The organism is bacterium (assembly GCA_036382775.1).
Classification (GTDB): domain Bacteria; phylum Hydrothermota; class Tepidihabitantia; order SM23-42; family JAOAFX01; genus DASVHD01.
The window spans coordinates 270380-293950 of sequence record DASVHD010000035.1; the positions used below are offsets into that span (position 1 = coordinate 270380).

The 23571-nt window shown below is 51.6% G+C and carries 19 protein-coding genes and 1 tRNA gene; 9 read left to right on the forward strand and 11 right to left on the reverse strand.

Features of this window, described 5'->3' with window-relative positions; all coding sequences use genetic code 11:
• Positions 1 to 43: 43 nt before the first annotated feature.
• Entirely contained in the window at positions 44 to 814 is a 771-nt protein-coding gene (locus tag VF399_08790; protein ID HEX7320436.1) for a hypothetical protein, read from the forward strand.
• Positions 815 to 954: 140 nt separating this feature from the next.
• Here VF399_08790 and VF399_08795 read toward each other — a convergent pair whose 3' ends face one another.
• The gene (locus VF399_08795; GenBank protein ID HEX7320437.1) at positions 955 to 1740 is read right to left on the reverse strand and encodes a class I SAM-dependent methyltransferase; all 786 of its coding nucleotides are present in this window, start codon (positions 1738 to 1740) and stop codon (positions 955 to 957) included.
• 210 nt (positions 1741 to 1950) lie between these two features.
• Between VF399_08795 and VF399_08800 the strand changes: the two genes are divergently transcribed.
• A complete protein-coding gene (locus VF399_08800; GenBank protein HEX7320438.1) occupies positions 1951 to 2229 on the forward strand; it encodes an Hsp20/alpha crystallin family protein in 279 nt (92 codons plus the stop codon).
• A 79-nt stretch (positions 2230 to 2308) separates the two neighbouring features.
• Here VF399_08800 and VF399_08805 read toward each other — a convergent pair whose 3' ends face one another.
• From VF399_08805 to VF399_08825, 5 genes are all read right to left on the reverse strand, one after another.
• Positions 2309 to 4900, reverse strand: coding sequence for a DEAD/DEAH box helicase family protein (locus VF399_08805; GenBank protein ID HEX7320439.1), 2592 nt, complete (start codon positions 4898 to 4900; stop codon positions 2309 to 2311).
• A gap of 134 nt (positions 4901 to 5034) precedes the next feature.
• The gene (locus VF399_08810; protein HEX7320440.1) at positions 5035 to 6183 is read right to left on the reverse strand and encodes a PDDEXK nuclease domain-containing protein; all 1149 of its coding nucleotides are present in this window, start codon (positions 6181 to 6183) and stop codon (positions 5035 to 5037) included.
• Between the two features lie 17 nt (positions 6184 to 6200).
• Positions 6201 to 8084, reverse strand: a complete 1884-nt coding sequence (locus VF399_08815; protein ID HEX7320441.1) for a site-specific DNA-methyltransferase — start codon at positions 8082 to 8084, stop codon at positions 6201 to 6203.
• Between the two features lie 60 nt (positions 8085 to 8144).
• Positions 8145 to 10055 (reverse strand): AAA family ATPase, encoded by a 1911-nt coding sequence (locus VF399_08820; protein ID HEX7320442.1) that lies wholly within the window; start codon positions 10053 to 10055, stop codon positions 8145 to 8147.
• The gene (locus VF399_08825) at positions 10048 to 11331 is read right to left on the reverse strand and encodes a DUF2130 domain-containing protein (protein HEX7320443.1); all 1284 of its coding nucleotides are present in this window, start codon (positions 11329 to 11331) and stop codon (positions 10048 to 10050) included. The genes VF399_08820 and VF399_08825 overlap by 8 nt, the downstream gene beginning before the upstream one ends.
• 191 nt (positions 11332 to 11522) lie before the next feature.
• On the opposite strand from VF399_08825, the gene smpB reads away from it, so the two are divergent.
• The 7 genes from smpB to VF399_08860 all read left to right on the forward strand — a co-directional run bounded on the left by smpB (position 11523) and on the right by VF399_08860 (position 19094).
• Positions 11523 to 11972: an SsrA-binding protein SmpB gene (gene smpB / locus VF399_08830; protein ID HEX7320444.1), complete on the forward strand. Its 450-nt coding sequence runs from the start codon at positions 11523 to 11525 to the stop codon at positions 11970 to 11972.
• A complete protein-coding gene (locus VF399_08835) occupies positions 11969 to 13312 on the forward strand; it encodes an N-acetylmuramoyl-L-alanine amidase (protein ID HEX7320445.1) in 1344 nt (447 codons plus the stop codon). Before smpB ends, VF399_08835 begins: the two co-directional genes overlap by 4 nt.
• Positions 13309 to 14121: a glutamate racemase gene (gene murI, locus VF399_08840; GenBank protein ID HEX7320446.1), complete on the forward strand. Its 813-nt coding sequence runs from the start codon at positions 13309 to 13311 to the stop codon at positions 14119 to 14121. Before VF399_08835 ends, murI begins: the two co-directional genes overlap by 4 nt.
• Positions 14122 to 14270: 149 nt before the next feature.
• On the forward strand, positions 14271 to 15005 hold the full coding sequence (rph, locus tag VF399_08845; GenBank protein ID HEX7320447.1) for a ribonuclease PH: 735 nt from the start codon (positions 14271 to 14273) through the stop codon (positions 15003 to 15005).
• The gene (locus VF399_08850; protein HEX7320448.1) at positions 14977 to 15966 is read left to right on the forward strand and encodes an RluA family pseudouridine synthase; all 990 of its coding nucleotides are present in this window, start codon (positions 14977 to 14979) and stop codon (positions 15964 to 15966) included. Before rph ends, VF399_08850 begins: the two co-directional genes overlap by 29 nt.
• A gap of 14 nt (positions 15967 to 15980) precedes the next feature.
• A complete protein-coding gene (locus VF399_08855; protein HEX7320449.1) occupies positions 15981 to 17495 on the forward strand; it encodes an NFACT RNA binding domain-containing protein in 1515 nt (504 codons plus the stop codon).
• 45 nt (positions 17496 to 17540) lie between these two features.
• Complete coding sequence (locus VF399_08860) at positions 17541 to 19094, forward strand: right-handed parallel beta-helix repeat-containing protein (protein ID HEX7320450.1); 1554 nt, start codon at positions 17541 to 17543, stop codon at positions 19092 to 19094.
• Positions 19095 to 19264: 170 nt separating this feature from the next.
• On the opposite strand, the gene VF399_08865 is transcribed toward VF399_08860, so the two are convergent.
• From VF399_08865 to VF399_08885, 5 genes are all read right to left on the reverse strand, one after another.
• Positions 19265 to 20347, reverse strand: coding sequence for an LptF/LptG family permease (locus tag VF399_08865; protein ID HEX7320451.1), 1083 nt, complete (start codon positions 20345 to 20347; stop codon positions 19265 to 19267).
• Between the two features lie 2 nt (positions 20348 to 20349).
• Positions 20350 to 21627, reverse strand: a complete 1278-nt coding sequence (locus tag VF399_08870) for an LptF/LptG family permease (GenBank protein HEX7320452.1) — start codon at positions 21625 to 21627, stop codon at positions 20350 to 20352.
• Positions 21624 to 22382 carry a hypothetical protein gene (locus VF399_08875; GenBank protein HEX7320453.1) on the reverse strand — a complete coding sequence of 253 codons (759 nt, stop codon included), beginning with the start codon at positions 22380 to 22382 and terminating at the stop codon, positions 21624 to 21626. The genes VF399_08870 and VF399_08875 overlap by 4 nt, the downstream gene beginning before the upstream one ends.
• Positions 22352 to 23137 (reverse strand): hypothetical protein, encoded by a 786-nt coding sequence (locus VF399_08880; protein HEX7320454.1) that lies wholly within the window; start codon positions 23135 to 23137, stop codon positions 22352 to 22354. Before VF399_08880 ends, VF399_08875 begins: the two co-directional genes overlap by 31 nt.
• Positions 23138 to 23374: 237 nt before the next feature.
• Positions 23375 to 23446, reverse strand: a tRNA-Gly gene (locus VF399_08885).
• Between the last annotated feature and the right edge of the window lie 125 nt (positions 23447 to 23571).

Genomic DNA, 23571 nt, shown 5'->3' on the forward strand with positions numbered 1-23571 from the left:
TCCGGCGCTTGACAGACACTGCTTGCCATGTAAAATAGCCTCAATGAGATTATTAAATAAACAACAGACGGCCGTCACGGTCACTGGTATCTTGATCATCCTGGTGGCTGTTCTTAATGGACAAGCTTCGTTCAAAAACCAACAAAACCAGTATTCGCGCGTACATGATACGCGGGAACGGTGCGAGCCGCTGATACGACAACTTTTTGACAGCATAAACATTGATTATCCGCCGTATCGCATCCTTATCCGCGGCTTCAAACAGGAGCAGGTCCTTGAACTCTGGGCGCAGAACGATTCATCATCATTGTTTACACACATAAAGACCTACCCTTTCACCGGCTTTTCCGGCGTTTTGGGTCCTAAAAGAAAACAGGGCGACCTGCAAATCCCTGAGGGGTTTTACCAGATCATAAATTTCAACCCCTGGTCAGAGTTCCATTTATCTTTGCGGCTCAATTATCCCAATCGCTCGGACAGCATCCTGGGCGAGCGCGGCAACCTGGGCGGACGGATCCTGATCCATGGCATGTCCTGCACCATCGGCTGCATCCCGATCGGCAATGAAGCGATCGAGGAACTTTATATCATCGGCGTGGACACAAGATCTGCCGGTCAAAAACGGATACCCGTTTATCTTTTCCCGGCAGTCATGGACAGCTCAGGCATGGCCGGTCTGACCGAGTACGCGTCCACAGACACGACCCTGATGGATTTCTGGGATAATTTAAAACAGGGTTATGATGTTTTTAAAAAATATCACCGTTTATTAAAATTTCATGTAGACCGAAACGGCCAATATATTTTTGATTGAACAAATATTTGTTTTCTTCACCGGACGGATTTTTCACCATAATTAAATCATAATCCCCCTTCTTCCCCCTTTAGTAAAGGGGGATTAAGAGGAGGATTTGCATATCAAATCGCTTGCGCATATAATTATTTCTAACTGATCTACTTTTTCCTGACCTTTCTAAACACCATATTGATCCCGCTGTCTTGTTTTGGCGGCTGGAGCGTGGATAACAGGTCATAAGCTTCAACGAATTCCATCCCGGCTTTCTCAGCCATATCAACGATCTCATTCGCGCCATAGATCCGCAGGCGCAACGCGAGTTTATCGACGTGTCTCAAATTTTTACCAGTTTTCTTATAGAATGTCCAGGTTTCGTCATTGTAAGAGTGGGGCCGGTCGAATTTACCATTATGGAGAATGACATAGTCGCCGATATCATCATAAATGCAGCTGCAATAAATATTCAGCAGCCTTTCGCGGGACATTGTATTGAGCACCAGAAAAAGACCTTTCGGCTTGAGCAGGCGCGCGACCTTCTTGAAGATCCGCTCGTCGGTTTTCCTGTCATAATAACCGATCGCGGTAAAAATGCTGATCACCACGTCGAACTTGCCTTTGACGTGCTTATCAAGTGAGCGGATATCGCCGCATAAGTAATCAATATTCTTAATTTTTAGTTTCTTCGCTTTTATCCGCGCGTCTTCGATATACAGCGGGCTGATATCGATCCCGGTCACTTTGAATCCCTTTTTTGCCAGACCCGTGCAGATCCGGCCGTTGCCGCAGGCGATCTCCAGTATTTGGCTGCCCTTGCGGATACGGTTTTTTCTCAGGATACGAACGATCCCGCGTACTGCCAATGGCGCATGTTTCCAGGCCTGGTCCATGACATACAGCCAGAGCCTGCCGTCCTTTACGAAAAACCTTTCTGTCCAGTGAGCCATGTTTTCCTCCAGTCACAAAGATCTTGATCTGTGTTCATTATATATAACTGCCGCAGTCGGTCAAGATTTGACTTGACTGGCTAATTTTTGTGCATACTGTCCTATTTTCTTCTCATTCGCTTTATTCGACTGTTTTTTCATTCGCAATATCAAGTCTTTTTTTAATGGAATCAGGCACGAAATTTGCTGTATATAGAGATAGGAGATGACATGGTTACATTCTTAGAAAACTTAGAAAAGCAGGAACCCGAAGTCTGTGAATACATAGACCATGATGAAAATATCATCACGATCGAGATCGTTCTGCCGGGCGTACGAAGGGAGAACATCACTTTAAAAGTGACGATGAGTTCCCTGGTTGTTTCCGCATCATCCAGCACTATAAAGTACGCGAAATACCTCTTTTTTAAACATCCGGTCGTGCCGGAACGCGGAAGAGCATTCTATGAACACGGGCTCCTGCGGGTTAAGATTCCGTTGCGGGCGTAATCGTTGATTATTTCACCTTCCCGTTAATCCCCGCTCTTTCATCCTGAGCGGAGCGAAGGATCTCATCAGTTTATGATAATCAAGGACCTGCTGTCTTATGATAGGTATAGGTCGCAGCCAACCCTTGCATTGATTTGTTTTCTGCGATTGCATCGTGCGGAATGAGCAAATAAGACCATGGTTTTCCGCCATGTTTCTGCGCATGGGCGGTTGCGTGAACGCACCATGCCGCGGCGGCTTTGGCTTTGACCAACACTTCTGCATCGTTCATCTCATTCGCGGCCTTCACTTCACATACGAACTTCGCCGTCTTGGTCTCGACCACGAAGTCCGGTTCGTAAGATGCTTCGCCGGCGTAGTGAATCGGGAGGTCACCCCTGGCGGGCTTGAACCACTTAAGCACTTCCTTGTCATTTTCCAGGACAACCGCGAAACGACGCTCGGAGTCCGAATCGAACTTCTGGATCCGGTACAGGCACTTGCCGAATCCGGCAAACAGCATCTTCCGGATGTCTTGCTTATCGGAAACCGGCGCGCGGTAGTTCCGCTCGGTTTCCCCGGCAGGGACCAAGTAGTTGTTGGGCCGGAGCGTCGTGAAGCCCCTGCTCACGTGTGCCTCATAATCCGCCGCCTTCTCCTCGTAGTGGTCCTGCATCTGGCCGTGGACTAGATTGACCAGCGTCTGCTGGTGATACTGCAGAACGTTGAGCACTTCTGCCTCGTTCTTGAGGTACGACCGGAGATGTGCGACGACCTGCCTCCCCAGTCCATAAAGCAACGCCGAATGATCGTCGTAACAGATATCATTGAAATCCATAAGGCCCCGCACAAGGTAGTCTTCGAGGTTTTCCTCGGGCACGATGCCGGTGCCACTCAAGAGGCGGTGCTGTTCCCTTCGGTGCAATTCCTGGATGAGAATCTCGTTGTCCACCGGCTCAGGTCGCACTGCCGCGAGGTCGAGTTGGAATTCCCGGTATCGCCGCGTCACACCGCCGACTGGCTGAACCGTGATGCGGGGAATATCAATCGAAAACTCGGTCCACATCGTGATGGTCTTGGCCACGACATCATCCATGTTAACCGGCTCGACGATCCCCTCCAGTTCCTTCTGTACCGAGGTGATCATTTCTTTCACCTTCTCGGTTATCTGCTTCATGATCTCCGGCTTGGTTAGGTCGGCAGAGACTGGCAGGTGTTCAAACCCCTGATGGATCACATCCTGAGTGATCTTTGCCGCCTCCCGTTCTCGCGTGGTCACAAAACTCGATGGCCTTTCCCTCGCCACCAATGCCTGACCGCTGTTGGCTGACGGCTCATAGCTGATCACTGAAGGTTGAATCCGATTCACTGTCTCCGGCTCGACCACCATGACTCTGGGCCTCTCATCGCCGATATAAACAACTTTCATACCACCCCGGATGATCGAATCAGGGCTGTTGGCATAATCCACGATCTCCTGGAACTTGTCGTGCGAGACAATAGTCAGGCGGTCAACCACCGCCACTCCGGTGCGCTTCCCATAAGGCAGACGTAAACCACGTCCGATTGATTGTTCCACCAACGTCTTCGAGTTGGCAGCGCGGAGTGGAACAATGGTATAGAGGTTGGTGACGTCCCAACCTTCCTTGAGCATATTCACGTGGATGACGATTTCGGTCACGTTGTCCGGCTTCTCCACATTAATGAGCCTCTCGATGGTCTCATCCCTCTCCTCGCCGCTCTGCATGGAATGAACCTGGATGACTTTCCCCTTGTATCGCCCCTCGAAGAAAGCCTCGTCCTCGATGATCTTCATGAGCGCATCGGCATGCCCGGTATCACGCGCAATAACAAGCATGAACGGCTTCACCGCTGACCTTCCGCTTTCGCGGGCATAAACCTCCAGTTCGGCTTTCGTGTTCTCGTGAATCCTGACTCCATCCTCGAGTTTCAATCGCTCTAAGCCGACATCATCGTAGTTCTTCGCCTCGAAGTTCTCGCGTGTTGCCACCGCGGGTTCCTTGACGAACCCATCCGTCATAGCGTTAGAGAGCGGGTAAGCGTAGATAACATTCCGGAACGGCTGGGTCCCACCACCGCGTTCCACATGCGGTGTAGCCGTAAGTTCCAAACCAAGGATAGGTTTTAACTCGCTGATGGCTTTCATACCCGCCGATGCCCGATAACGGTGGGACTCATCCATGAGCAACACCAGATCATCAAGCTTCGCGAGGAAGTCGAAATAACTCTGGCCAATACACTCCTGAAGCCGTCGGAAACGCGGAATACTGCTCTTGGCCGCTCCCTTTGGCGTTTCTGTACTGGTAATTTTCGATACATTGAATATGTTAACATGTACCCTTTCGTCCGTGCCGAAGAGTGTTTTTACCCGAAGCCCGCGGCCGCTCTCGAAGTTGTCACCGGTGATGATCTCCGGCGGTTCCACGGCGAAATCGGCGATGCCTTGGAACACATACTTGGGCGTGTTGGGCGTGAAGTCGGTGACAAGCTTGTTATAGATGGTCAGGTTCGGGGCAAGCACGAAAAAATGCCGAATGCTCTCGGCTTTGAAGAGATACGCGATGAATGCACCCATCAGTCTGGTCTTACCCACACCAGTCGCTAATGCAAAGCAAAGCGAAGGGAAATCCCGCTCGAAGTCGGTTACCGTCGGGAATTCGACCTGGATCACCTTGACCGCTTCGGTAACATCGGCGTTTTTCTCCAGGGGAATGAGATCGCAGACCCTAGCGAGAATCTCCAGGGACTCGCGCTGAGGCGCACGCAGGCTGAGCCGGTTAGCAATTGTGTTGACATGCGGGTTTATTATGATACCCCTTCCTTCTTCGTCGGGGCGGCGAGCGCCCTCACTTCACGCCGCAGTTCGGCCCGTAGCTCCGCCTCGCTGGGCAGATGGAGCTTGTAGCGGCTGGCGAATATCGTCTTCCTCTGATCCTTGCCGAGGGTGTAGCGCACGACCGTGTCGTTCTTATCGGCGCAAAGAATCAATCCCAAAGTCGGGTTATCGCCAGCGGTCCGGCGTTCACGATCGTAGTAGTTCACGTACAGTTGGAGTTGTCCTAAATCCTGATGGGTAAGCTTGCCGGTCTTGAGATCGATGATCACATAGCATTTCAAGACTGTGTGGTAGAAGACCAGGTCGATGTAGAAGTGATCGCCGTCAAGCGTGAGTCGCTCCTGCCGTGTCACAAAAGCGAAGCCCTTCCCCAATTCCAGCAGGAAGGATTTCAAATCATCGATCAAAGCCTGTTCAAGATCGGTTTCAACCAACTTCGGAGATTCTGGCAGGCCAAGGAATTCCATTACCACCGGATCCTTGAATACATCAATAGGTTTCTGCACTTCTTGACCCTTCATGGAAAGACGCATCAGACCTTTCTTGTCCCGGCTCAGAGCAAGCCGTTCATAGAGCAGGCTGTTGATCTGCCGTTCCAGTTCCCGCGCCGCCCAGTTGTTCTTGATCGCCTCGATCTCGTAAAACGAACGAGCCTCCGCCTTATCCACTCGCAAGAGCGTACGGTAATGGGTCCAGGATATATTCGGATGAAGGCGGCCGGGTTTCCAAGGCCTACGTCCTATCGCATCGAATTTGTCACGCAGTGCGTGGGATTTTCCAGTCCTGCCGGATACAGAACCATCCGCCAATTCCCCACGCACTGCGTGGGGAATTGACCCCATCAACTCCGGATAGGTTAAATAGAAGTCACGAAAGTGCTCAAGGTTATTAACGGAATATCCTTTTCCAAACTCGACCGTAATTCGCGCGGACAATTCAGTTAAGAGCTTCTGTCCATAACCAGCTCTGGCTTTTCCCTTTTGCTCCTCCTCCACAATCTCGCGTCCGATCAACCAGTTCGCGATGACCTGGGTCGTATTCACCGAACGGGCGACGCGGCTCCTGGCCGATTCCAGAATCCGCCGGATGCGATCATACATTCTTGATGTTGTCTTCATCTTGTCCATCCTGCGCTTCACGGTTTTTTCTCTTCATGCGGCAGGTCAAAAAGTGATGCCTCAACTTGGGCGCGACGCTCGGCCCTGGACCTCTCCTTCCCTTCTGCGGCCTGACCGCTGATTGCAGATGGCTCATCGTTCTTCAGCGGCAGGTTCTCGATCTCTAAGCTGTAGTCGTCTCTGCCCCATTCGCAGCGGTTGAGGACCGCTTTCGGGATTTTCTTTACTGTCAAATTGGGAAACTCATCGAGGTTCTTCACCCGGAACGCACCGCACATGATGAGCAAACTCCGGCCCTCACCGACCTCATCCGAAAGCTTCTGCAACTGCTCCCGAGTCAAGGTCTGCGTGGTCACATAGATAAAGTCGGTCTCGGTGGAGTGCCCGTGCTGCCAGTAAGCGGTGTCGCTTGGGGCGTAGATGAAGCCTTCCAGCTTGCATATGGCTTCGGCCAGCATGGACGGGTTGTACTGCTTGCTAATGATCCAGTTGCCAAATTCATCTTTTTCCAGGAGGGACGGCGCAAGGCGGTAGTAGCGAAATCCGCCGCCGCCTTTCCAGCCCACGGCCTCGGTGATACCGCCCTTGTCCTCGCCGTCAATCACTTTCTTCAGGCGCGGGATGATGTGGGTATGACAATGCTCGCCCAGCTCAACCATGATCCAGCGGCGCCCCATCTTGTGCGCCACCGCGCCGGTCGTGCCGGAACCGGCGAACGAGTCGAGAACCCAGTCGCCGGAAGTCGTGGCTAACTCCAAAACAAGACTTATCAGGGCCTCTGGCTTCTTGCCATGTGGAAATCTTACGCCCCCTTCTTTTGTAAGATTATTCAATGGGAAACCACTCCAATACGTCCCCAGTTTTTCTTTCTTGATCAATCTGTCGCCACGCCTTTCGGCACTATCTTTGAGCCAAATCACACGACGGATTGTTGGGCTAATGTAATAATGTTGGACAAGCTTGCCCCTGTCTCGACCTGAACGCGGGACATAGGAGGCAATGAGGATCTCGTCGTTAGACAGACTCGAGAACTCCTCCATGATACGAGTCCTTATGCTCGTTTGAGCATTCGTGTCGGAGAAGATATGCTCGAAGTACTCACTGTAAACGGCTTCTCTGTCTAGTCGCCCATCAGACTCCTTTATCAAACCGTTTACAGTAGTTCGCTTGAGGTTCTTGTATTTTCGTACTTTTATCGGTTCCCCAGCTGCGTCGAATATCGTGCGATCCTCAACAAATTCTCCTTCGCTCAACAAAATGCTTGTATATTTCCAACTCTTTTCCTGTTCTTCCATTTCAGCGATGAGCGCAAACAAGTCCACCTCGTCATACACATCGTTAAAGCTCTCAAATCCTTGTTCGGATGCAATATCATTCACATATACAAGAATGTATTCCACATTCTTCTTGAGTTTTTTGTCTTCACCGCCACCGCTTGCACCTGCAGCAAGTTTCATTTGGACGGTAACTTGATTCAGAAAGTTCGGGCGTCCGAACACTTCATCAAGAAGCACTTTGCCGTATGCCATCTCATCATCGTTTAGTTGGCAAAAGAGAACTCCATCTGGAGTCAATAGCTTTCGCAGAATGACGAACCGCTCTCGCATGAGTGAAAGCCATATTGAATGCTCAAGGCCATCGTCATAGTTCTCCACCGCTTGACTGGTGTTGTAGGGCGGGTCGATGTAAATGCACTTGATCTTCCCCGTGAACTCCTGTTCCAGCGCTTTGAGTGCGAGGAGGTTGTCGCCGAAGATCAGCCGGTTGTCAAAGATGTCACCCTTGCCTGTGCGAAACGGCGCATGGTGCGACTTGGCCGTGTCCTCGACGAGGATTCGCGGCTCCAGTTTCGGGCGGTTTTCCTTCCCAATCCAGGTCAACTCTAGTTTGGTTTTAGCCATCATTTACCATATTTCATTCTAAATGGTCGGTCCCCTACTTATGGGTGGGCTCTTGAACTGTCATTCTACATCTTCATCAAGTTTGCTACCATTATTCTTATTTTCCCATGCGTTATACAACGTTTCATAGCGCTGTCCGTCCTCATTGTCGGACGGGTCGCTGCTTATCTTACCAAGGAGGATGTTAAGGACTTCTCGAACGCTGGAGCCTATCTTATTGTCACTGGTTACTGCAATCCATGCATGATATGGTTTGTCTTTCCGTGGCAGCTTCATACCGTGATGTTGCTCGAAACCAGGGCAGCTGCAGCGGTGGACAATTTTGCAGCCATTGACCCGCCCCTCGCCTACAGCCTTGGCTATCGCCGCGTTTACTGAGTAAGCGGGATTGTCCTTTAGTCCATCGCTGCATTTTCGTCGGTCAGTGTCGTGAAGAACAGCGAAATCCATTTTGAAATGCACCAACATTTTGATTAGTGTGGGTATGGTTGCTTTCCCGCGGGCGCGAAGCAACAATGGTCGACTATCCAGAGGGTATTGCGTTGTTTCGCGCCGCATCATCTCTTCAAACGCAGCAAATTCGGTATCTCCCTCTACGATCACAACCATGCAACCGAAGAACATCTCGGCAACGGTGGTGTCGAAAATCAGAAGTCGCTTAAGATTGTCCTTTTCCTCAGGCGAGAACGCGAGTGTGTCGGCGCGATAGACATTTGGAGCAAGGCGTATTTCTGGGCGATGTAAGCGAACAATCGTTGTATGATCCTTTAGTGGATCGACAAATGCCGGGTGGTGTGTACTCAGCATCACTTGCCAACCATCATCGTCCGCGAGTGAGTAAAGATGTTCCTTCGCGGCACGCACTGCGCTTGGGTGAAGTGCTGTCTCAGGTTCCTCTATCAAGAGCATGTATCCAGGCAAGAAAGAATCAGCCGTTGATGTACTTCTACTCGCTGATTCCTTTAAAGACGCACATTCATTATTGAGTGACTCTATCTCGCTTTTGCATCTGTCTATCGCATCTTGCTTCTTAAGTGTGGGAAGTTTTTTATTAAGCTCCGCTAGATCTTTTTCCTTCTTCTTGAGTGTTGCTTCAGTCTTCCTGCGCTCTTCAGCAATACGGTTCAGGGCGGATCGAACCTGTAGCATCAACCAGAAGAGAGCGCGTTTCGATCCGGTGCCTTGTTGATCCCAGCGAGTGCGTCCATGTGGCTCTGATACATCAATCCGCGAAGCCGCGCGAAGATACTCGTCGGGCTTAAATGCAATATCTCCAAGCGAAACAGTAAGCTTTATTTCTGCGGCACTGAAGATATTTCGGTAGGATTTGTTGATTTGGGATTCGATGGCTTCGATATCTTTTCGAAATTCCTCTACAGGTTTCTCGGCCTCAGCCTTAAGCGCAAGTAGATTCTTGCGCAACATCGAATCTTCTTCTCCCATAAGCCCCTTGAGCTTGTTAGCCACGGGTTCAAGTACGAGCGTCAGCAGCTTCTTGTGTTCTTCTTCAGGATCTTCCAGCGCACCAATACGGAATGGCTTTGGCAGGCGGCTATTGAAAACATTATCCAGCCCCGATGCCTTACCATCCGCAGCATATTCATTAGCAGATGGGTTCCAAGTTGTACGGACTGGTTTCCCTCCGGCAGGAGACCATTCCCACTTGGATCTGACCAATAAAAGATCCTCAACCTTTTCTTTCCAATCCTCCCCGACGTTACCAGCGCCTTGCGGAATGTGCACCCATAGTTCAATGCTCGCTGGCTGCTCACCGGCACCTGAATTAATGTCTTCCCTCTTCAATTCGAGTTGGTTTACCGCTGCCTCGTACGCCCGCAGGACTGTTGATTTACCCGTGTTATTTGCACCAACCAGACAGACTATCTTATCGAGTTCTACAGTCAATCCGTCATTCCCTACGCACCCGAAGTTCTTGATAGTCATCCGTATAAGCTTGGATCGATCACTCATCTTTCTCCTCCGCATCACTGTGATCTTCAAGCGCTTTCATGTCAAGCCCCTCGATTTCCTGCAGCGACTTGCCGGCAATACCCTGCATGTCGCCGTACATTCCGACTGTAGACTGCATGACGCGCTCGATCTGTTCCTCGCGCTTTGCCCACTGTTTCGTGATGGCTTTCTTCTCCCTGTCGAGATCCTCCTTCATTGTAGAGAACGCTTCGACAATTGCCATGATGCGCTGGCGAAACCGCGGGCCGGTTAGATACTGATAGATCATCTCCATCTTGGTCTGCTGACCCTCAGTAGCCTGACGGGCTGACGCCACTTCAATCAATGTGTGGCGAAGCATTACGGCAATCGGAAGTGCACCCCTTGGGTGAGTTACCCACACGTCGTCGATCAAATCGAAAGTCTCAACGCTCTTTGGAAGTACTTGACTGACAATTATAGCGATTTCGGCTTTCGCTTCCCGCTGGTCTTCACGGAGCTTGACAAGCCAGCCATCTGACCAATTCTTGGTTCTTTTGCATTCCCATAAAATCGTACCACAGATCTTACCGTACGGTCCTATTACTATGTGCAATACATCGCCGCCGTATTCGCCCTTGGGTACCGGCTCAATCGTGTCTCCCGGAAACTGCGCATGCAATAGTGACTCGAGCGCGATTTCCTGCACTTCCCCTTGCAGCTGTTGCGATCCCTGTTCGGATCGCCGTTTGAGGTCTTCGATCTGCTTCTGCATCGAAATAATCGTCTGCTCCTTCTCCATCACTTTGAGATTAAGCTTCTCTTCCACTTCTTTGCGCGCTTGCTCGCGAATGCCAGCGAGACCTTCCTGGACCCTTTTTTCCACGGTCAAATCCAGCTCGCGTTTTGTGTCATCAAGCTCCCGCTGTTTGCGGATGAGTTCGGTTTGCGCTTTCTGCGCTTCGGCGAGCTTTTCATTCCGTTGCTTTAGAACTTCTTGAAGATCTGCGATCTCTTTTCCCTTTTGTTCAAGCTCGGTGGCTGAGATGAGTTTGGCCTTTTTAGCTTCATCAGCCACTATCTTTTGACGCTCCTGTTGCAGTCTTTCAGCAAGTTGTTCTTCAATGGACGCTTTATCCCTAGACAACACCGCTTCGCGGTCCCGCAATGATGTTTCACGTTTTGCAATATCGCGTTCTTTCTCGGCGATAAGCTGCTCATACTCGCGCCGGGCAGTCTCGATAATCGGAGCTGCCAGAGATTCGGTCAGCTTAATCTCGGTCTTGCACTTAGGACAGATGATGGTAGGTTCATTCATACTCACCTCATGTTGTAGGCTCGTACTGACAGGACATAATCGTCTGTATCAAACGTGCGTATGTCTCATATGCCATACATATTCCTCGCTCCACAGGCAGATTCTATGCCATTTAATAAGCTTGTCAATAAGGATTTTGCCTGCCTACCGTTCAGCCTTGACATCCCCGTACATTACAATTATAATGAAAAATGAAGGTCATCGCGCACAACCGCAAGGCCCTGCATGACTACGCGGTCATGGACTCCTATGAAGCGGGCATGGTGCTCGAAGGCAGCGAAGTGAAATCATTAAGACAGGGTTCCATTTCGATGAGCGACGCTTACGCGGATTTCCGCAATGGAGAGGTTTATGTGTTCAACCTCCATATATCTCCCTATAAATTCAGTTCCGGCCAGATCCAGGAACCGAAACGCCGGCGGAAACTGCTGCTGCAGAAAAATGAGATCAGAAAACTTTACGGCGCGCTCACTCAGAAGGGGAACGCGCTCATTCCCCTGAAAGTATATTTTAACGATCACGGGTTTGCCAAGGTATCGATCGGCCTGTGTCACCGCAAGCGCTTTTACGACAAAAAGGAAAAGATCCTTAAACGCGAATCTGACGTTAACTTGAAAAGAGTGCGGAGGTCTGCACCGTGATCTGGCTGCTGTGCCTGTGCTCGGCGCTCCCCCATAAATACGAGATCATTTGCGACACCAGCAAATCCGTGGTGGTGATCGAAAAGATCGATTTCCAGGATTACGCGCCATTGAAGCTCGTCGCCGAAGCCCTCGACCTCAATTACGTCTTCGACAACAAATCCCAGCGCCTGACCTTGACCGACGATTCACACAAAGTGGCCATTATCGCCGACATCAGCGTCATCCAGTGCGACACGCTCTTTCACTGCGTGGCGTTCCCGCCCCGCGTCATCATGGGCGATGTTTATCTGCCCGTGGACGACATCATACCAGTGCTTGGCGTGACCTTTGGCAAACTGGTCTTTGTCAGGAAGATCGAGGAAGTGCCGGTCATCAAAGGGATTTCACTCTCGACGCGCGCTGATTCCACGGTCATAGCGTACGAGTGGGACACGCCGCTGGAATTCGACGTCCAGTTGCTCATGGGCCAAGCGATAGTCGAGATCGACGGCCAGTATAAGAAACGTGACAAGCTTAAGCCGGCCGGCGAGGTCACTTCGGTCAAGGTGCTGCCATTCAACACTTATACCCGTCTCGAGATGGAAATGGGCAATGTCAATTCTTATATCGAACGTGATAATGAGGTCGTTTTCTTCAACAAGATCACGACCCGGATCGGCGTGATCGTCCTTGACCCCGGGCACGGCGGTATTGATCCCGGCGCGGTCGGCAAGAAAGGGCTCTATGAAAAGGACATAACCCTGAACATCTGCGGCTATCTGCAGAAACTATTCGAGGATTCCATGGGCATCAAAGCCCTGCTGACCCGGGAAGAAGATGTATATTTTTCCCTGAAAGGAAGAACCGGCTTTGCCAATAACCACAGCGCCGACCTTTTTGTCAGTATCCATTGCAATGCCGCGCCCCGTAACAAGAAATCCTGCGGCTTCGAAACCTATTTCCTCTCCGAGGCAAAAACCACGGAAGCGCGGGCGGCCGCGGCACTGGAGAACGCCTCGCTGAAATTCGACGGCATCGAGCCGACCGACGAGGTCAGCAAGATCCTGTACGACCTCGCGCAAAGCTCATACCTGGAAGAATCGAACATCCTCGCCGAGTTCATCCAAACCAGCGCTGAGAACAATGTCTCGGTCCCCAGCCGCGGCATAAGCCAGGCTGGGTTCTATGTCCTGCGGGGTGCTTTCATGCCCGCGGTCCTGGTGGAAACGGCTTTCATCTCAAATTTAGAGGAAGAAAAACTTTTGAAGACAACCGAGTTCCAAAAAAAGCTGGCATACTCCATCTTCAAGGGAACCCGGGAGTTTATCGCTGACTACGAAAGGAGAATGAACAATTGAATTCGCCCAATCATCAAAACCCGATCGGCGTTTTTGACTCGGGTATCGGCGGTCTAACCGTGGTCAAGGAGATCAGGAGGATCGTCCCCAGCGAGGACATCATCTATCTGGGCGATACCGCGCATCTGCCCTATGGCTCCAAATCGATCGAGGCGATCATCCAATACTCGATCGCCAACACGGAATTTCTGGTCTCGCGTGGTGTCAAGTTCATCGTCATTGCCTGCTATTCGTCGACATCGGTTGCGCTGGAGATACTGCAGGAGAAATTCTCCCTGCCCATCATCGGCGTCATCAAACCCGGCGTGAAGAAAGCGGGGGCAGTGACCAAACACGGCAAGATCGGCGTGATCGGCACGACCCTCACTATCCACTCAGGCACCTATGAAAAAGAATTCCGGGAACTGGGGATCCAGTACGAGATCCTGGGAAAAGCCTGCCCACTGTTCGTTTCGCTGGTTGAAGAAGGCTGGCTCGATCACCCGGCGACCGAACTAATAGCGAAGGAGTACCTCAAGCCGCTGCGTGACGAGAACATCGACACGCTGCTGCTGGGGTGCACGCATTTTCCCCTGCTCATACCCGTCATTAAAAAGATCATGGGGGATATCAATTATGTCGATGCATCCCAGGAACTCGGTTTGGAACTGGTCCAGCAGCTTCGCCAGAAGAAACTCAGCAACCCCGAAGGCGAGGGCAAGGTCTCCATCTATCTGACCGATCTTTCAATGAATTTCAAGGAGATCGGCGAACGTTTCCTGGGCGAACCCATGAAGAACTTCTACCGTGTATCATTAGGAAACACATAAAGACGAAGTTATGAAGTTAAGAGGGCAATTAGTAATGAGGGTGAGAGGTTACGAAGGTACGAGGCTATGAAAATCTACCGTCATTCGGCTCGGTCACGATTCGCATTATTTGATATCATTCGATCCATTCGCAGTTTTTACGGTGTGCCATGAGAATCGACGGCCGCAAGAACGATGAATTGCGCGAGATCACGGTCACGCTCGACTATCTCACGCACGCCGCCGGTTCCTGTCTTATAAAATTCGGCAAAACCGAGGTCCTGTGCGCCGTCACCATCGAGAATCGGGTACCGCCTTTTTTGATCGGCAAAGGCAAGGGGTGGCTGACGGCTGAATACGCCCTGCTGCCCGCGTCCACAAAGGAGCGCACGCAGCGTGAAGCCAATACCGGCCGGCTCACGGGACGCACGCAGGAAATACGGCGTTTCATCGGCCGATCGCTACGGCCCATTTTTGACCTTTCCATGGTCGGCGAACGCACTTTCATCATTGACTGCGACGTCATCCAGGCGGACGGCGGCACCAGGACCGCCGCGGTCACCGGTGCCTATGTAGCGCTGTCCCGCGCGATCAGCAAGTGCATGATCAATAACCAGTTCAGTCCTTCGCCGATCCTCGATTATGTCGGAGCCATAAGCGCCGGCATCGTGAGGGGCCAACCCATGCTCGATCTGTGTTATGAGGAAGACAGCTCGGCAGAGGTCGACATGAACCTGGTCATGACCGGCCGGGAGAAGATCATTGAAGCCGGGGCGACCGCTGAAAAAATGCCGATCTCGCATGCCGAATTTGAGAAACTCATGACCCTGGCAGCCGATGGGATAAAACAACTCATCGCGTGGGAGAAAAGGATCCTTGGCTCAAATAACGCAAGAATTCCATAGGATCGCCTCGGACAAGCAGTGGGGCAAGCGTATTGACCAGTACCTTTACATATCAGGCATCGGTATATCGCGCAACCTGATCCAGAAACTGATCAAACAGGGGAAAGTGCTGGTTAACGACAAACCGGTCAAACCAGCATACCGCATAAAAGAAGGCGACAATGTATTCGTCCGTTTTGAAATGGCGACCGGCCAGACGATCCAGCCTGAGGATATCCCCCTTAATATCATCTATGAAGATGATGACCTCATCGTCGTCAACAAACAAAAGGGTATTGTCGTGCATCCCGCGCACGGCAATTTTGAGCACACAATGGTGAATGCGCTGCTTCACCATTGCGGTGTATTACCCAGCCTGACCGAAAACATACGCCCGGGAGTATTGCACCGGCTTGATAAAGATACAAGCGGGTTGATCATGTTCGCCAAGACCGACCAGGCGCTCAGCACTCTGGGAACCGCGATCGCCAAGCGGCGCATAAAGAAGCTGTATGATGCCCTATGCTGGAACTACCCTGGCTTGAACGATGGCGTCATCGAAGCGCCGATCGGACGAAGCGGTCTGGACCGCACCAAGATGGTAGTGAGCGCTCTTTCCGACAAACATGCGACCACGCGGTTTCACGTACTCGAGCGTTTTCCGATCGGCTGTTACGTGAAGGTCTCCCTGATCACCGGACGCACGCACCAGATACGCGTTCACTTCAACCACATCGGTTGTCCGATAATGGGCGACGAGGATTACGGCGGCACAAACCCCGCCGCGATAAAAAATTCGAAGCATCTCCGTTACTTCCGGGAGATCCTGGGCCTGATCGACCGGCAGGCTTTGCACGCCTCAGAACTGACGTTCGCCCATCCCCGAACCGGTAAGGAAGTTCACTTCACCGCACCCCTGCCTGACGACATGAAGGCGGTGCTTGAATACCTGAGGAAGAACTTCGTCAGCAAACCAGCATAGTTTGCGGGTCGATCATGAACGGCATTTTTCTCCACCTTTTGCTCAAAGAAGTAAGCGGCGCGATCATGGACCGGTATGTCGAGGCGATCCTGATCCGGGGTCGTCTTGTGCAGATCGTCCTGGATAGAAAAACGATCATTGTATCGCTCTACCCGCAGGCGCCGGCAATCCTGCTCGGGAAGACCTTGAGCGGTTTTGATAAGCTGACCGCGTTTGGTGATGCCATCCTGGGCTGCCGGATCATTGACGCGGTACAAGAGCATTTTACGCCGGCAGTCAAGTTGTTCCTGGAAAAGTTATCCTATGGCCGGACAACAAGATCGGAGATGGTCATCTCGCTCTACAAAGACGCCACGAATATACGCCTGGAATCGGCGGAAATGAAAAGGCGGTTGTATGACCGTTTTATTGAAAAGCCCCCTAAAAAATCCATTGCTGAGTTGAATGAAACTGCGATCACTCAAAGCGCTGACCTTATGAAATCATTAAGTCAGTACGAGGGAATCGACAAGAACCTTGCCCGGGAATTAAATGCCGCGAACTTGCCTCAGCTCAAAGCCATTCTGGCGGGCGCGTCCTATCGGCCCAGGCTTGTTTCGGTCCTGCCCCTGAAGATCAGTCTTTTCGCAAGCGATTTCATCAATGAGTACGGTGATCTGAACGAACTTCTCAATGACTGGTGCAAAAAATTCCTCGCGGCGCAAGCCGAGACCGATGCCCGGGCGAGTATGGCTGTGATCGTAAAAAAATTAAGGAAAAGATTAGAAAGCTTGAGAAAAAATGCCGTCGCTGAAAAAGACCTTGAAACCTTAAGGACCAGCGGCGAACTGATCCTTGCCAATCTAACCAGGATCAAAAGGGGGATGGTCGAGGTTACGCTTTATGATCATTACCGACAGCAAGACGCGGTGATCGCTCTGGACCCATCGAAAAATCCGCAGGAAAACGCTTTGGTTTATTTCGACAGATTCAAAAAGGCAAAGCGGGGCCGGCCGATAATCTTAAAGCAGATAAATGAGATCGCAAAGGAGATCGCCCGCCTTGAAAAGTCTTCAAGCACGGCTGTTGCGGGGCCGGTCTCCCCAACCGCAGATGGCCGGGTCACAAAGGCGGCAGTTTCAAAACCGGGCAAAGTAAAACCCAAACCCTTTCGCGAGTTCCCTTTGCCTTCGGGTTCGATCGTATATGTCGGCAAGAACGCTCGGTCCAATGAGAACCTGACTTTCAAGTTCGCGCGACCCGACGATTATTTCTTCCATGCCCGCTCCATCGAGGGTGCCCACACGATCCTGAAAGCGAAGACGCCCAAGGGGCAGAAACCTTCTAAGAACGATATTGGATCGGCCGCCGCCATCGCGGCCTATTTCAGTAAGGCGAGAGAGCAGAAAAAAGTGCCGGTTTCGTATACGCAGAAAAAATACCTCAAGAAAAATAAAAAAGGCAAACCCGGCGGCGTTATCCTGATGCGCGAAGAGGTCATTTTCGCCGATCCCGGGTTGCCGGCAACAACTCAAAATTATCTATCTTGACCTTTAAGGTCTTTTAACTATAATACAAAACTTAAAGGAGGCGCAATGCGCTTTTTGACAATCAGTAAGACGATACTTACCATGGTATTTTTTCTGACCATGGTTTTTTTGTGCTGCGGCAATAATGAATCTCCCGAGGTGGCCGAGATCCAGGCCGCGCTTGAATCTGCCGAGGCCAACGGCAGGTCCGATACGATCCGAATACCGGCAGGTATATACAACGTCGGCACGACCCTTACCTATCATTCAGAGGAAGGATTCCCCCTGTATGTCGTCGGTGACGGGACCGGCGAGACCATCCTTGACGGACAGGGATCGGCTCAGATAATGTACCTGTCCACGATCGGTGCAAATTCAGATCTCATTATCAGTAACATCACCTTCCAGAACGGCATATCACATCTATACGGCGGTGGCCTGCGCGCCGAGACCAATTATGGCTATATCACCATCGACACCTGCGAGTTCGTGAGCAATGAAGCGGAAACGCTCGGCGGCGGGGCGCATGCGGTCGCGAACGACGGTGATGTCACGATCTCGCACTGCACCTTCACCGAGAATTCATGCGCGGTCGACGGCGGTGGTCTGAACGCGAGTTCCTCCAACGGCCACGTCGACCTGAACAACAGCTCTTTCACGAACAACGAAGCCGTAGAGGACGACGCGGGCGGAGCGCTCCTGTATACCGAAAACGGAACGTTATCCATGACCTACAACACTTTCACCGGCAACACGGCACTGGGCGACGGTGGCGCGGGCGGTGCCGGAGGATTCACTTATTTAATGGGCACCGGAGTGTCGGTCACGGTCAGCAATAACACCTTCACGAATAACGTGTCGACGCTGGACGGCGCTGGCGCCTTTACCAGGGTGAACGGCAGCGGTACGGTGATCTATACAGACAACACGTTTTCCGGAAATACGGCGCAGACTTATAACGGTGGCGCGTGCCAGATCCATCTGAACTCGGGCACGCTTACCTATACCGGCAACACGCATTCGAATAATACTTCGGGCGGGGACGGCGGCGGGCTGGCAGTATGGCACGGCCAGGGCACGATGGATATCAGCGGCAACACCTTCACCGGTAATGCCACGACCTATAACGGCGGCGGCATCAACGTGGCGACCGATAGCGGCACCGCGAACATCGACCACAATGTCTTCAACGGGAACCAAGCCGGCAATGTCGGCGGCGGTGTCTCGGCCGCGGCCAATATCACGGGCATCCTGCACGTGTTCAACAATACTTTCTACGGCAACATTGCGACCGCGGACGGCGGCGGGCTTAACCTTTATTTTGACCAGGCCGGGACAAGCGCCACCTGTTATAACAATATCATGTGGCTCGACGAACCTAACGGCGTTGCCATATCCGGCGCGGTCACAATCGATGTAACATACTCGGACATTCAGAACGGCGCGGGCCAGCCGTGGTTCGGCACCGGCTGCATTGAAGCCGATCCGCAGTTCGTCAATGCCGGTTCTGACGATTTCGATCTCAACAGCGGATCACCATGCATTGATACCGGCGACCCAACAACACATGATCCGGACGGCACCAGGGCCGACATGGGCGCGTTCTATTTTCCGCAGTGATTTTTTTAAAACATTAATGATTTCGTCATAACCAATGGATAAATAGCGATTCTTCGGGTTCCATGCAAAACCCTCAGAATGACACTCCTGCCTGTCATTCTGACCCTGAGAGAAACGAAGGGGAAGAATCTTATCGGTTCGCTAATGTATGCGAACTAACGCGGAAATCGTCACCGCCGGATCGCGGCGGCAAAAACCACGGCGACAGCTCCGAAGATGATGTTCGGCAGCCACGCTGCCAAAAGCGGGGTCATGAGCCCGGCCACGCCGTAAGCGCGGCACGACTGGATCAATCCCCAGTAGATAAATGCCAGGATAATACTGATCCCAAGACCGATCGCGATCCCGCCCTTGCGCAGCACCAGCGATAAAGGCAGGCAGATCACAAGCAGGATGATCGTGATCAGGGGGAAGGAAAAACGGTAGTTCAGTTCTACTTCTTCCTTGGCCACGTTCTCGCCGGCCTTTGATTTTCGCTGCACGAACCGGGCGATCTCGATAAAGTTCATCTCCTCGATCGGCCGCACACGTTTCAGGAAATCGGCGGGTTTTTCGACCAGTTCCGGCATGGTCAACACCGCGACCCGGGCGATCGTTTCCGTGCCGGCGGTATCGAAATCCCTGATCACCGCATTGGAGAAAATCCACGCGTCGTCATGGTACTCGCCAGCCGCGGCGTCGATCCTTTTAACGATCCTCTGCCCTTTGTCCAGGTTCCATAAAACGGCGTTGTTGATCCGGCTCGTCTTGCCGTCGAAATCCTTGATGAAATAGATCCAGTTGTTCTCGCCGTAGAAGAAAAAATTCCGGCGGTGTTCCTGGATCTTGACCGGCCTCTTATCGATCTTCTCGCTTTTATGCTCGAAGAGTCGGCCTTGTGCCCACACGCCGACCGTCTCCTGGAACACGAACGTGGCTATCGATATCCCGATCCCGGTCAGGAAGATCATGATCATGAGGCGGTTGACGTCGAAACCGCTCGCTTTAAGGGCGATGATCTCCCGGTTCTTGGTCATGAAGCCGAAAATGAAAAATGCGCCGATTATCGCTGCGACCGGTATCAGGAGCGTTATGTAAGATGGCGTAAGATAAAGGTAATAGATCACGATATCCTTGAAGACGACGCTTCTTGCCAGGTATTTTCCCAGGTTGTCGAACAGGTTGATGATTATGTAGATGAAGACCAGAACGAGCATGGAGAACAGCAGGTAACGAAGAAAATTTTTCTGAACATAGGAATATATCACCTTCATGTTCATGGTCCCGGACCGACCGGCGACGACGCTTTTTTGCAGATTTTGATCCGCGGCAGACGTTCATATTCGGCGATCCAGAAAAACATGAAAGCAGGAATGAGCAGGATCAAATTGGGCAGCCACATCGCCCAGAAAGACGAAAAATTCCTCCGATTCGCCAGTTCTTCACCCGAGATGACAAGGATATAATACAATGAAAACAGCATGATGCCTATCAAAATACCGGCGATCCCGCCCTTGCGGTACAGGTATCCGAGCGGCGCGCCGATCAGCAGAAAAACGATACAAGCAAAAGCCAGCGAGAATTTTTTATTGAGTTCCAGGAGATACCGCGCTTGGGTCCGCATCTTGCCGTTCAGGAGCGACAGTTTCTGTTCGATCTGGAACCGGCCGGCGTCAAGGCTGCGGATGTCACCATTCAAATACTTAGTAATGGCGTCCTCGCCGGTTTTCTGGATCACAGCCCTGATATCACCCATCTCTTTCTGGATTTCGGCGATCCTCTTGTATAGGCCGCGGGCGTCGAGCTCGTCCTCGTTTCGCACCTTTCTTTCCTTTCTTATCAGGTCCGTGTTCATCTGCATGTTGATGATCTGCGTCGAGAAGGTCGTTTTTTGGTACTTTTCATTATCGACGAGCTGATGCAGTTCCCCGTTGTACAGGATGAACCGCAGCAGATCCTCGTTTTCAATGGTTTGCAGCTCACCTTCGGGTGCGGTTATGATCAGGCTGTTCTTCAGATCGTAGATTGCAATATCGTGGATCTTCGAGGTGCGTTCATCCTTTTTCCTGATGTAAATCGTGTAGTCGGGGAATTCATTCGTGAACACGCCCTCGGGCAGGCGCACCGCCGGCCTTTTCCGCGCCACATCGGTCAGCAGATTGCTGGCCCGGTGGTTCGCTTCGGGCACGATGAAATTATTGAATATCATCAACCCGATCATGATGACGCCGACGACCACCAGGGGCGTTTTTAAAATTGAAAAAAACGAGATCCCGCTGGTTTTAAGGGCCAGGATCTCATTGTCCTGACTGAACCGGCCAAAGCTCATGACGATCGCGACCAGGATCGCCATGGGCGCCGTGAACGAAATAATGAAAGGCAAAGTGTAGATCAGGATCTGACCGACAATAGCTAGCGCCAGCCCTTTGCGCACGATCAGGTCGATCAGCCTGAAAAGCTGGTCCATGAGCAGGATGAACGTCAGCGCGAATATTGAAAAAACACAAGGCGGCAGGAATTCTTTTAAAAAATAACGGTCGATCACCCTGGTCATTTTATCAAACCCTGCTCGCGCAGGCTGTTGATCGCGTCGAATGCGTTCATCAAGGGCGCCGGCGCAGCGGGTTTCAGGTCGGGGTCAATGGGCAGGATCCCGTATTCCACCAGCCTCATGTACGGCAGGTACAGGAATGAATGGCTGGATATGGCCGGTACCGCGTAGAAGTGCCGGGGATAAAAAGGCGGCAATTTTGAGTCCAGCGCGATAATAAGATTGCCGCCGGTAAGAGTGTCCTGTTCATAAAGGTTGCCGTCCGGGAAACGGAAAAGCAGCCCCTGCTCGACCGCGTAGGAAACCGGGTCGATGCCTAAACTCATCTGCGCCGCCCCGCACGTCAACTCGGCGAGGAGCTGCCTGGTCAACGGGAACTCGGCATTGAACCGTGTTCTCATGGATGGTCTAATCTTCTCAAGTATCCCGGACATGCCCGAAAAATCCGAGCGCCGCTGGCGGTAACGGAACAGGTGCAGGTAGACGTTTACATCGCTGCTCTTTCGTCTTACGAATTCTTCGAGGACGCCGATGCCTTTTTCGGTTTCGCCAAGGCGCTGGTAACAATCGAAAAGGTAATAAAGGACCGTGTCATTCTGCGCCCGTTTCACCGAGAACCGGGTGAATTTGCCCGCGGCCTGTTCGAAGTCGCCGCGTTTATAGAACTCCAGCCCGTGCTGGAATTCGTTCTGTCTCTTGAAAAAAAAGCAGCTGGTGAATACGAGAATCAGGGTCCAAAAATAATGGCAACGCGGCATTCTTTCAGTAGCGCCAGATTTCTCTTTGAACCGTGGATCCGGCGGGCATCGAACATTGAGATCTTTATATCCGTCATTTTTGCGCCGCTTACGCCCAGCGCCTGAATCCTCAATGGATAATACCCGATCCGGTTGTTGTTATAGACGTCGCTGGTCGAATACAGGACAAGACCGCCATCGATCACGAATCTGGGATCGGCGAAATTTATCGCATAGACTTCCTCGGAAAGATTATCGATGACACGGGGAAAAAGCGCCGGCGTCAGTCCCAGATTACGGCAATCGATGACGATGCCGGTGAACTCGGTCGACTCCGTCTCCTTGGGAACAAGATCGATGCCGGCCGGCACCGGTCTGTCATCAGGCCATTCCTGTCCGCAGGACGGGCAGAGCATGGGTACGACGAGCTTGGGTGCCTTTGTTTCCGGAATTAAAACGGCAAGTATTTTCCCCGGCAATGCCAATTTGGAATTATATTCAACGCTGCCGTCGGTCAGGTAGTGTTGATCGACCCTGACATTCTGGCTTAATAACTCGTTCAGCATGGTCTCGCGGCTGAAATTCGCCACTAGAAAATCCATGACCGTCCGGTTGGCGTCATAGGACAGGGCATAGAGCTCGCTTTTGAGGTTGTGCCCGATATCCGCGATATTGTTGGTGTTGCCGGGCGCGGTAATTGTCAGCGTGGGCCAGTCCATGTCGGCACACAAAACAGAGACCGCTACCGCCAAAAGACCAACTATTATTTTCTTCATTCATTGCTCCTTAGTTAAGTAGTTGCCGTATTTTTGTGTCATTGCGAGGAGTCCCGAGGGACGACGAAGCAATCTCTGAAAAACCTGTAAACAACTGGGATTGCTTCGCATAAAGATCGCTCGCAATGACAAAACCTCCCCGCGACCACTTTCCAACTTCTCCCGTATTTCTTGCGAAACACGGGACACTCAATTTTCCAGCCAAATCATGCGAAAGATTTGGGGAAAATTGGTGACAGCGGGCGACGGGATTCGAACCCGCGACCCTCGGCTTGGGAAGCCGATGCTCTACCGGTGAGCTACACCCGCGCACAGAATAAAAAATAGTAACTAGTAAATGGTAATTGGCAATTAAAATAAGTAATAAAACTGATTACCACCTACCGGGCTTTTCTAACAATAAAATTATACTTTAAAAATTCGCCGGTGTCAAT

Excerpts from the sequence above, each read along its gene's own strand:
- VF399_08790 (HEX7320436.1), top strand. The coding sequence starts at position 44 with ATGAGATTATTAAATAAACAACAGACGGCCGTCACGGTCACTGGTATC.
- VF399_08795 (HEX7320437.1), bottom strand. The coding sequence starts at position 1,740 with ATGGCTCACTGGACAGAAAGGTTTTTCGTAAAGGACGGCAGGCTCTGG.
- VF399_08800 (HEX7320438.1), top strand. The coding sequence starts at position 1,951 with ATGGTTACATTCTTAGAAAACTTAGAAAAGCAGGAACCCGAAGTCTGT.
- VF399_08810 (HEX7320440.1), bottom strand. The coding sequence starts at position 6,183 with ATGAAGACAACATCAAGAATGTATGATCGCATCCGGCGGATTCTGGAA.
- VF399_08815 (HEX7320441.1), bottom strand. The coding sequence starts at position 8,084 with ATGGCTAAAACCAAACTAGAGTTGACCTGGATTGGGAAGGAAAACCGC.
- VF399_08820 (HEX7320442.1), bottom strand. The coding sequence starts at position 10,055 with ATGAGTGATCGATCCAAGCTTATACGGATGACTATCAAGAACTTCGGG.
- VF399_08825 (HEX7320443.1), bottom strand. The coding sequence starts at position 11,331 with ATGAATGAACCTACCATCATCTGTCCTAAGTGCAAGACCGAGATTAAG.
- smpB (HEX7320444.1), top strand. The coding sequence starts at position 11,523 with ATGAAGGTCATCGCGCACAACCGCAAGGCCCTGCATGACTACGCGGTC.
- rph (HEX7320447.1), top strand. The coding sequence starts at position 14,271 with ATGAGAATCGACGGCCGCAAGAACGATGAATTGCGCGAGATCACGGTC.
- VF399_08855 (HEX7320449.1), top strand. The coding sequence starts at position 15,981 with ATGAACGGCATTTTTCTCCACCTTTTGCTCAAAGAAGTAAGCGGCGCG.
- VF399_08860 (HEX7320450.1), top strand. The coding sequence starts at position 17,541 with ATGCGCTTTTTGACAATCAGTAAGACGATACTTACCATGGTATTTTTT.
- VF399_08865 (HEX7320451.1), bottom strand. The coding sequence starts at position 20,347 with ATGAAGGTGATATATTCCTATGTTCAGAAAAATTTTCTTCGTTACCTG.
- VF399_08870 (HEX7320452.1), bottom strand. The coding sequence starts at position 21,627 with ATGACCAGGGTGATCGACCGTTATTTTTTAAAAGAATTCCTGCCGCCT.
- VF399_08875 (HEX7320453.1), bottom strand. The coding sequence starts at position 22,382 with ATGCCGCGTTGCCATTATTTTTGGACCCTGATTCTCGTATTCACCAGC.
- VF399_08880 (HEX7320454.1), bottom strand. The coding sequence starts at position 23,137 with ATGAAGAAAATAATAGTTGGTCTTTTGGCGGTAGCGGTCTCTGTTTTG.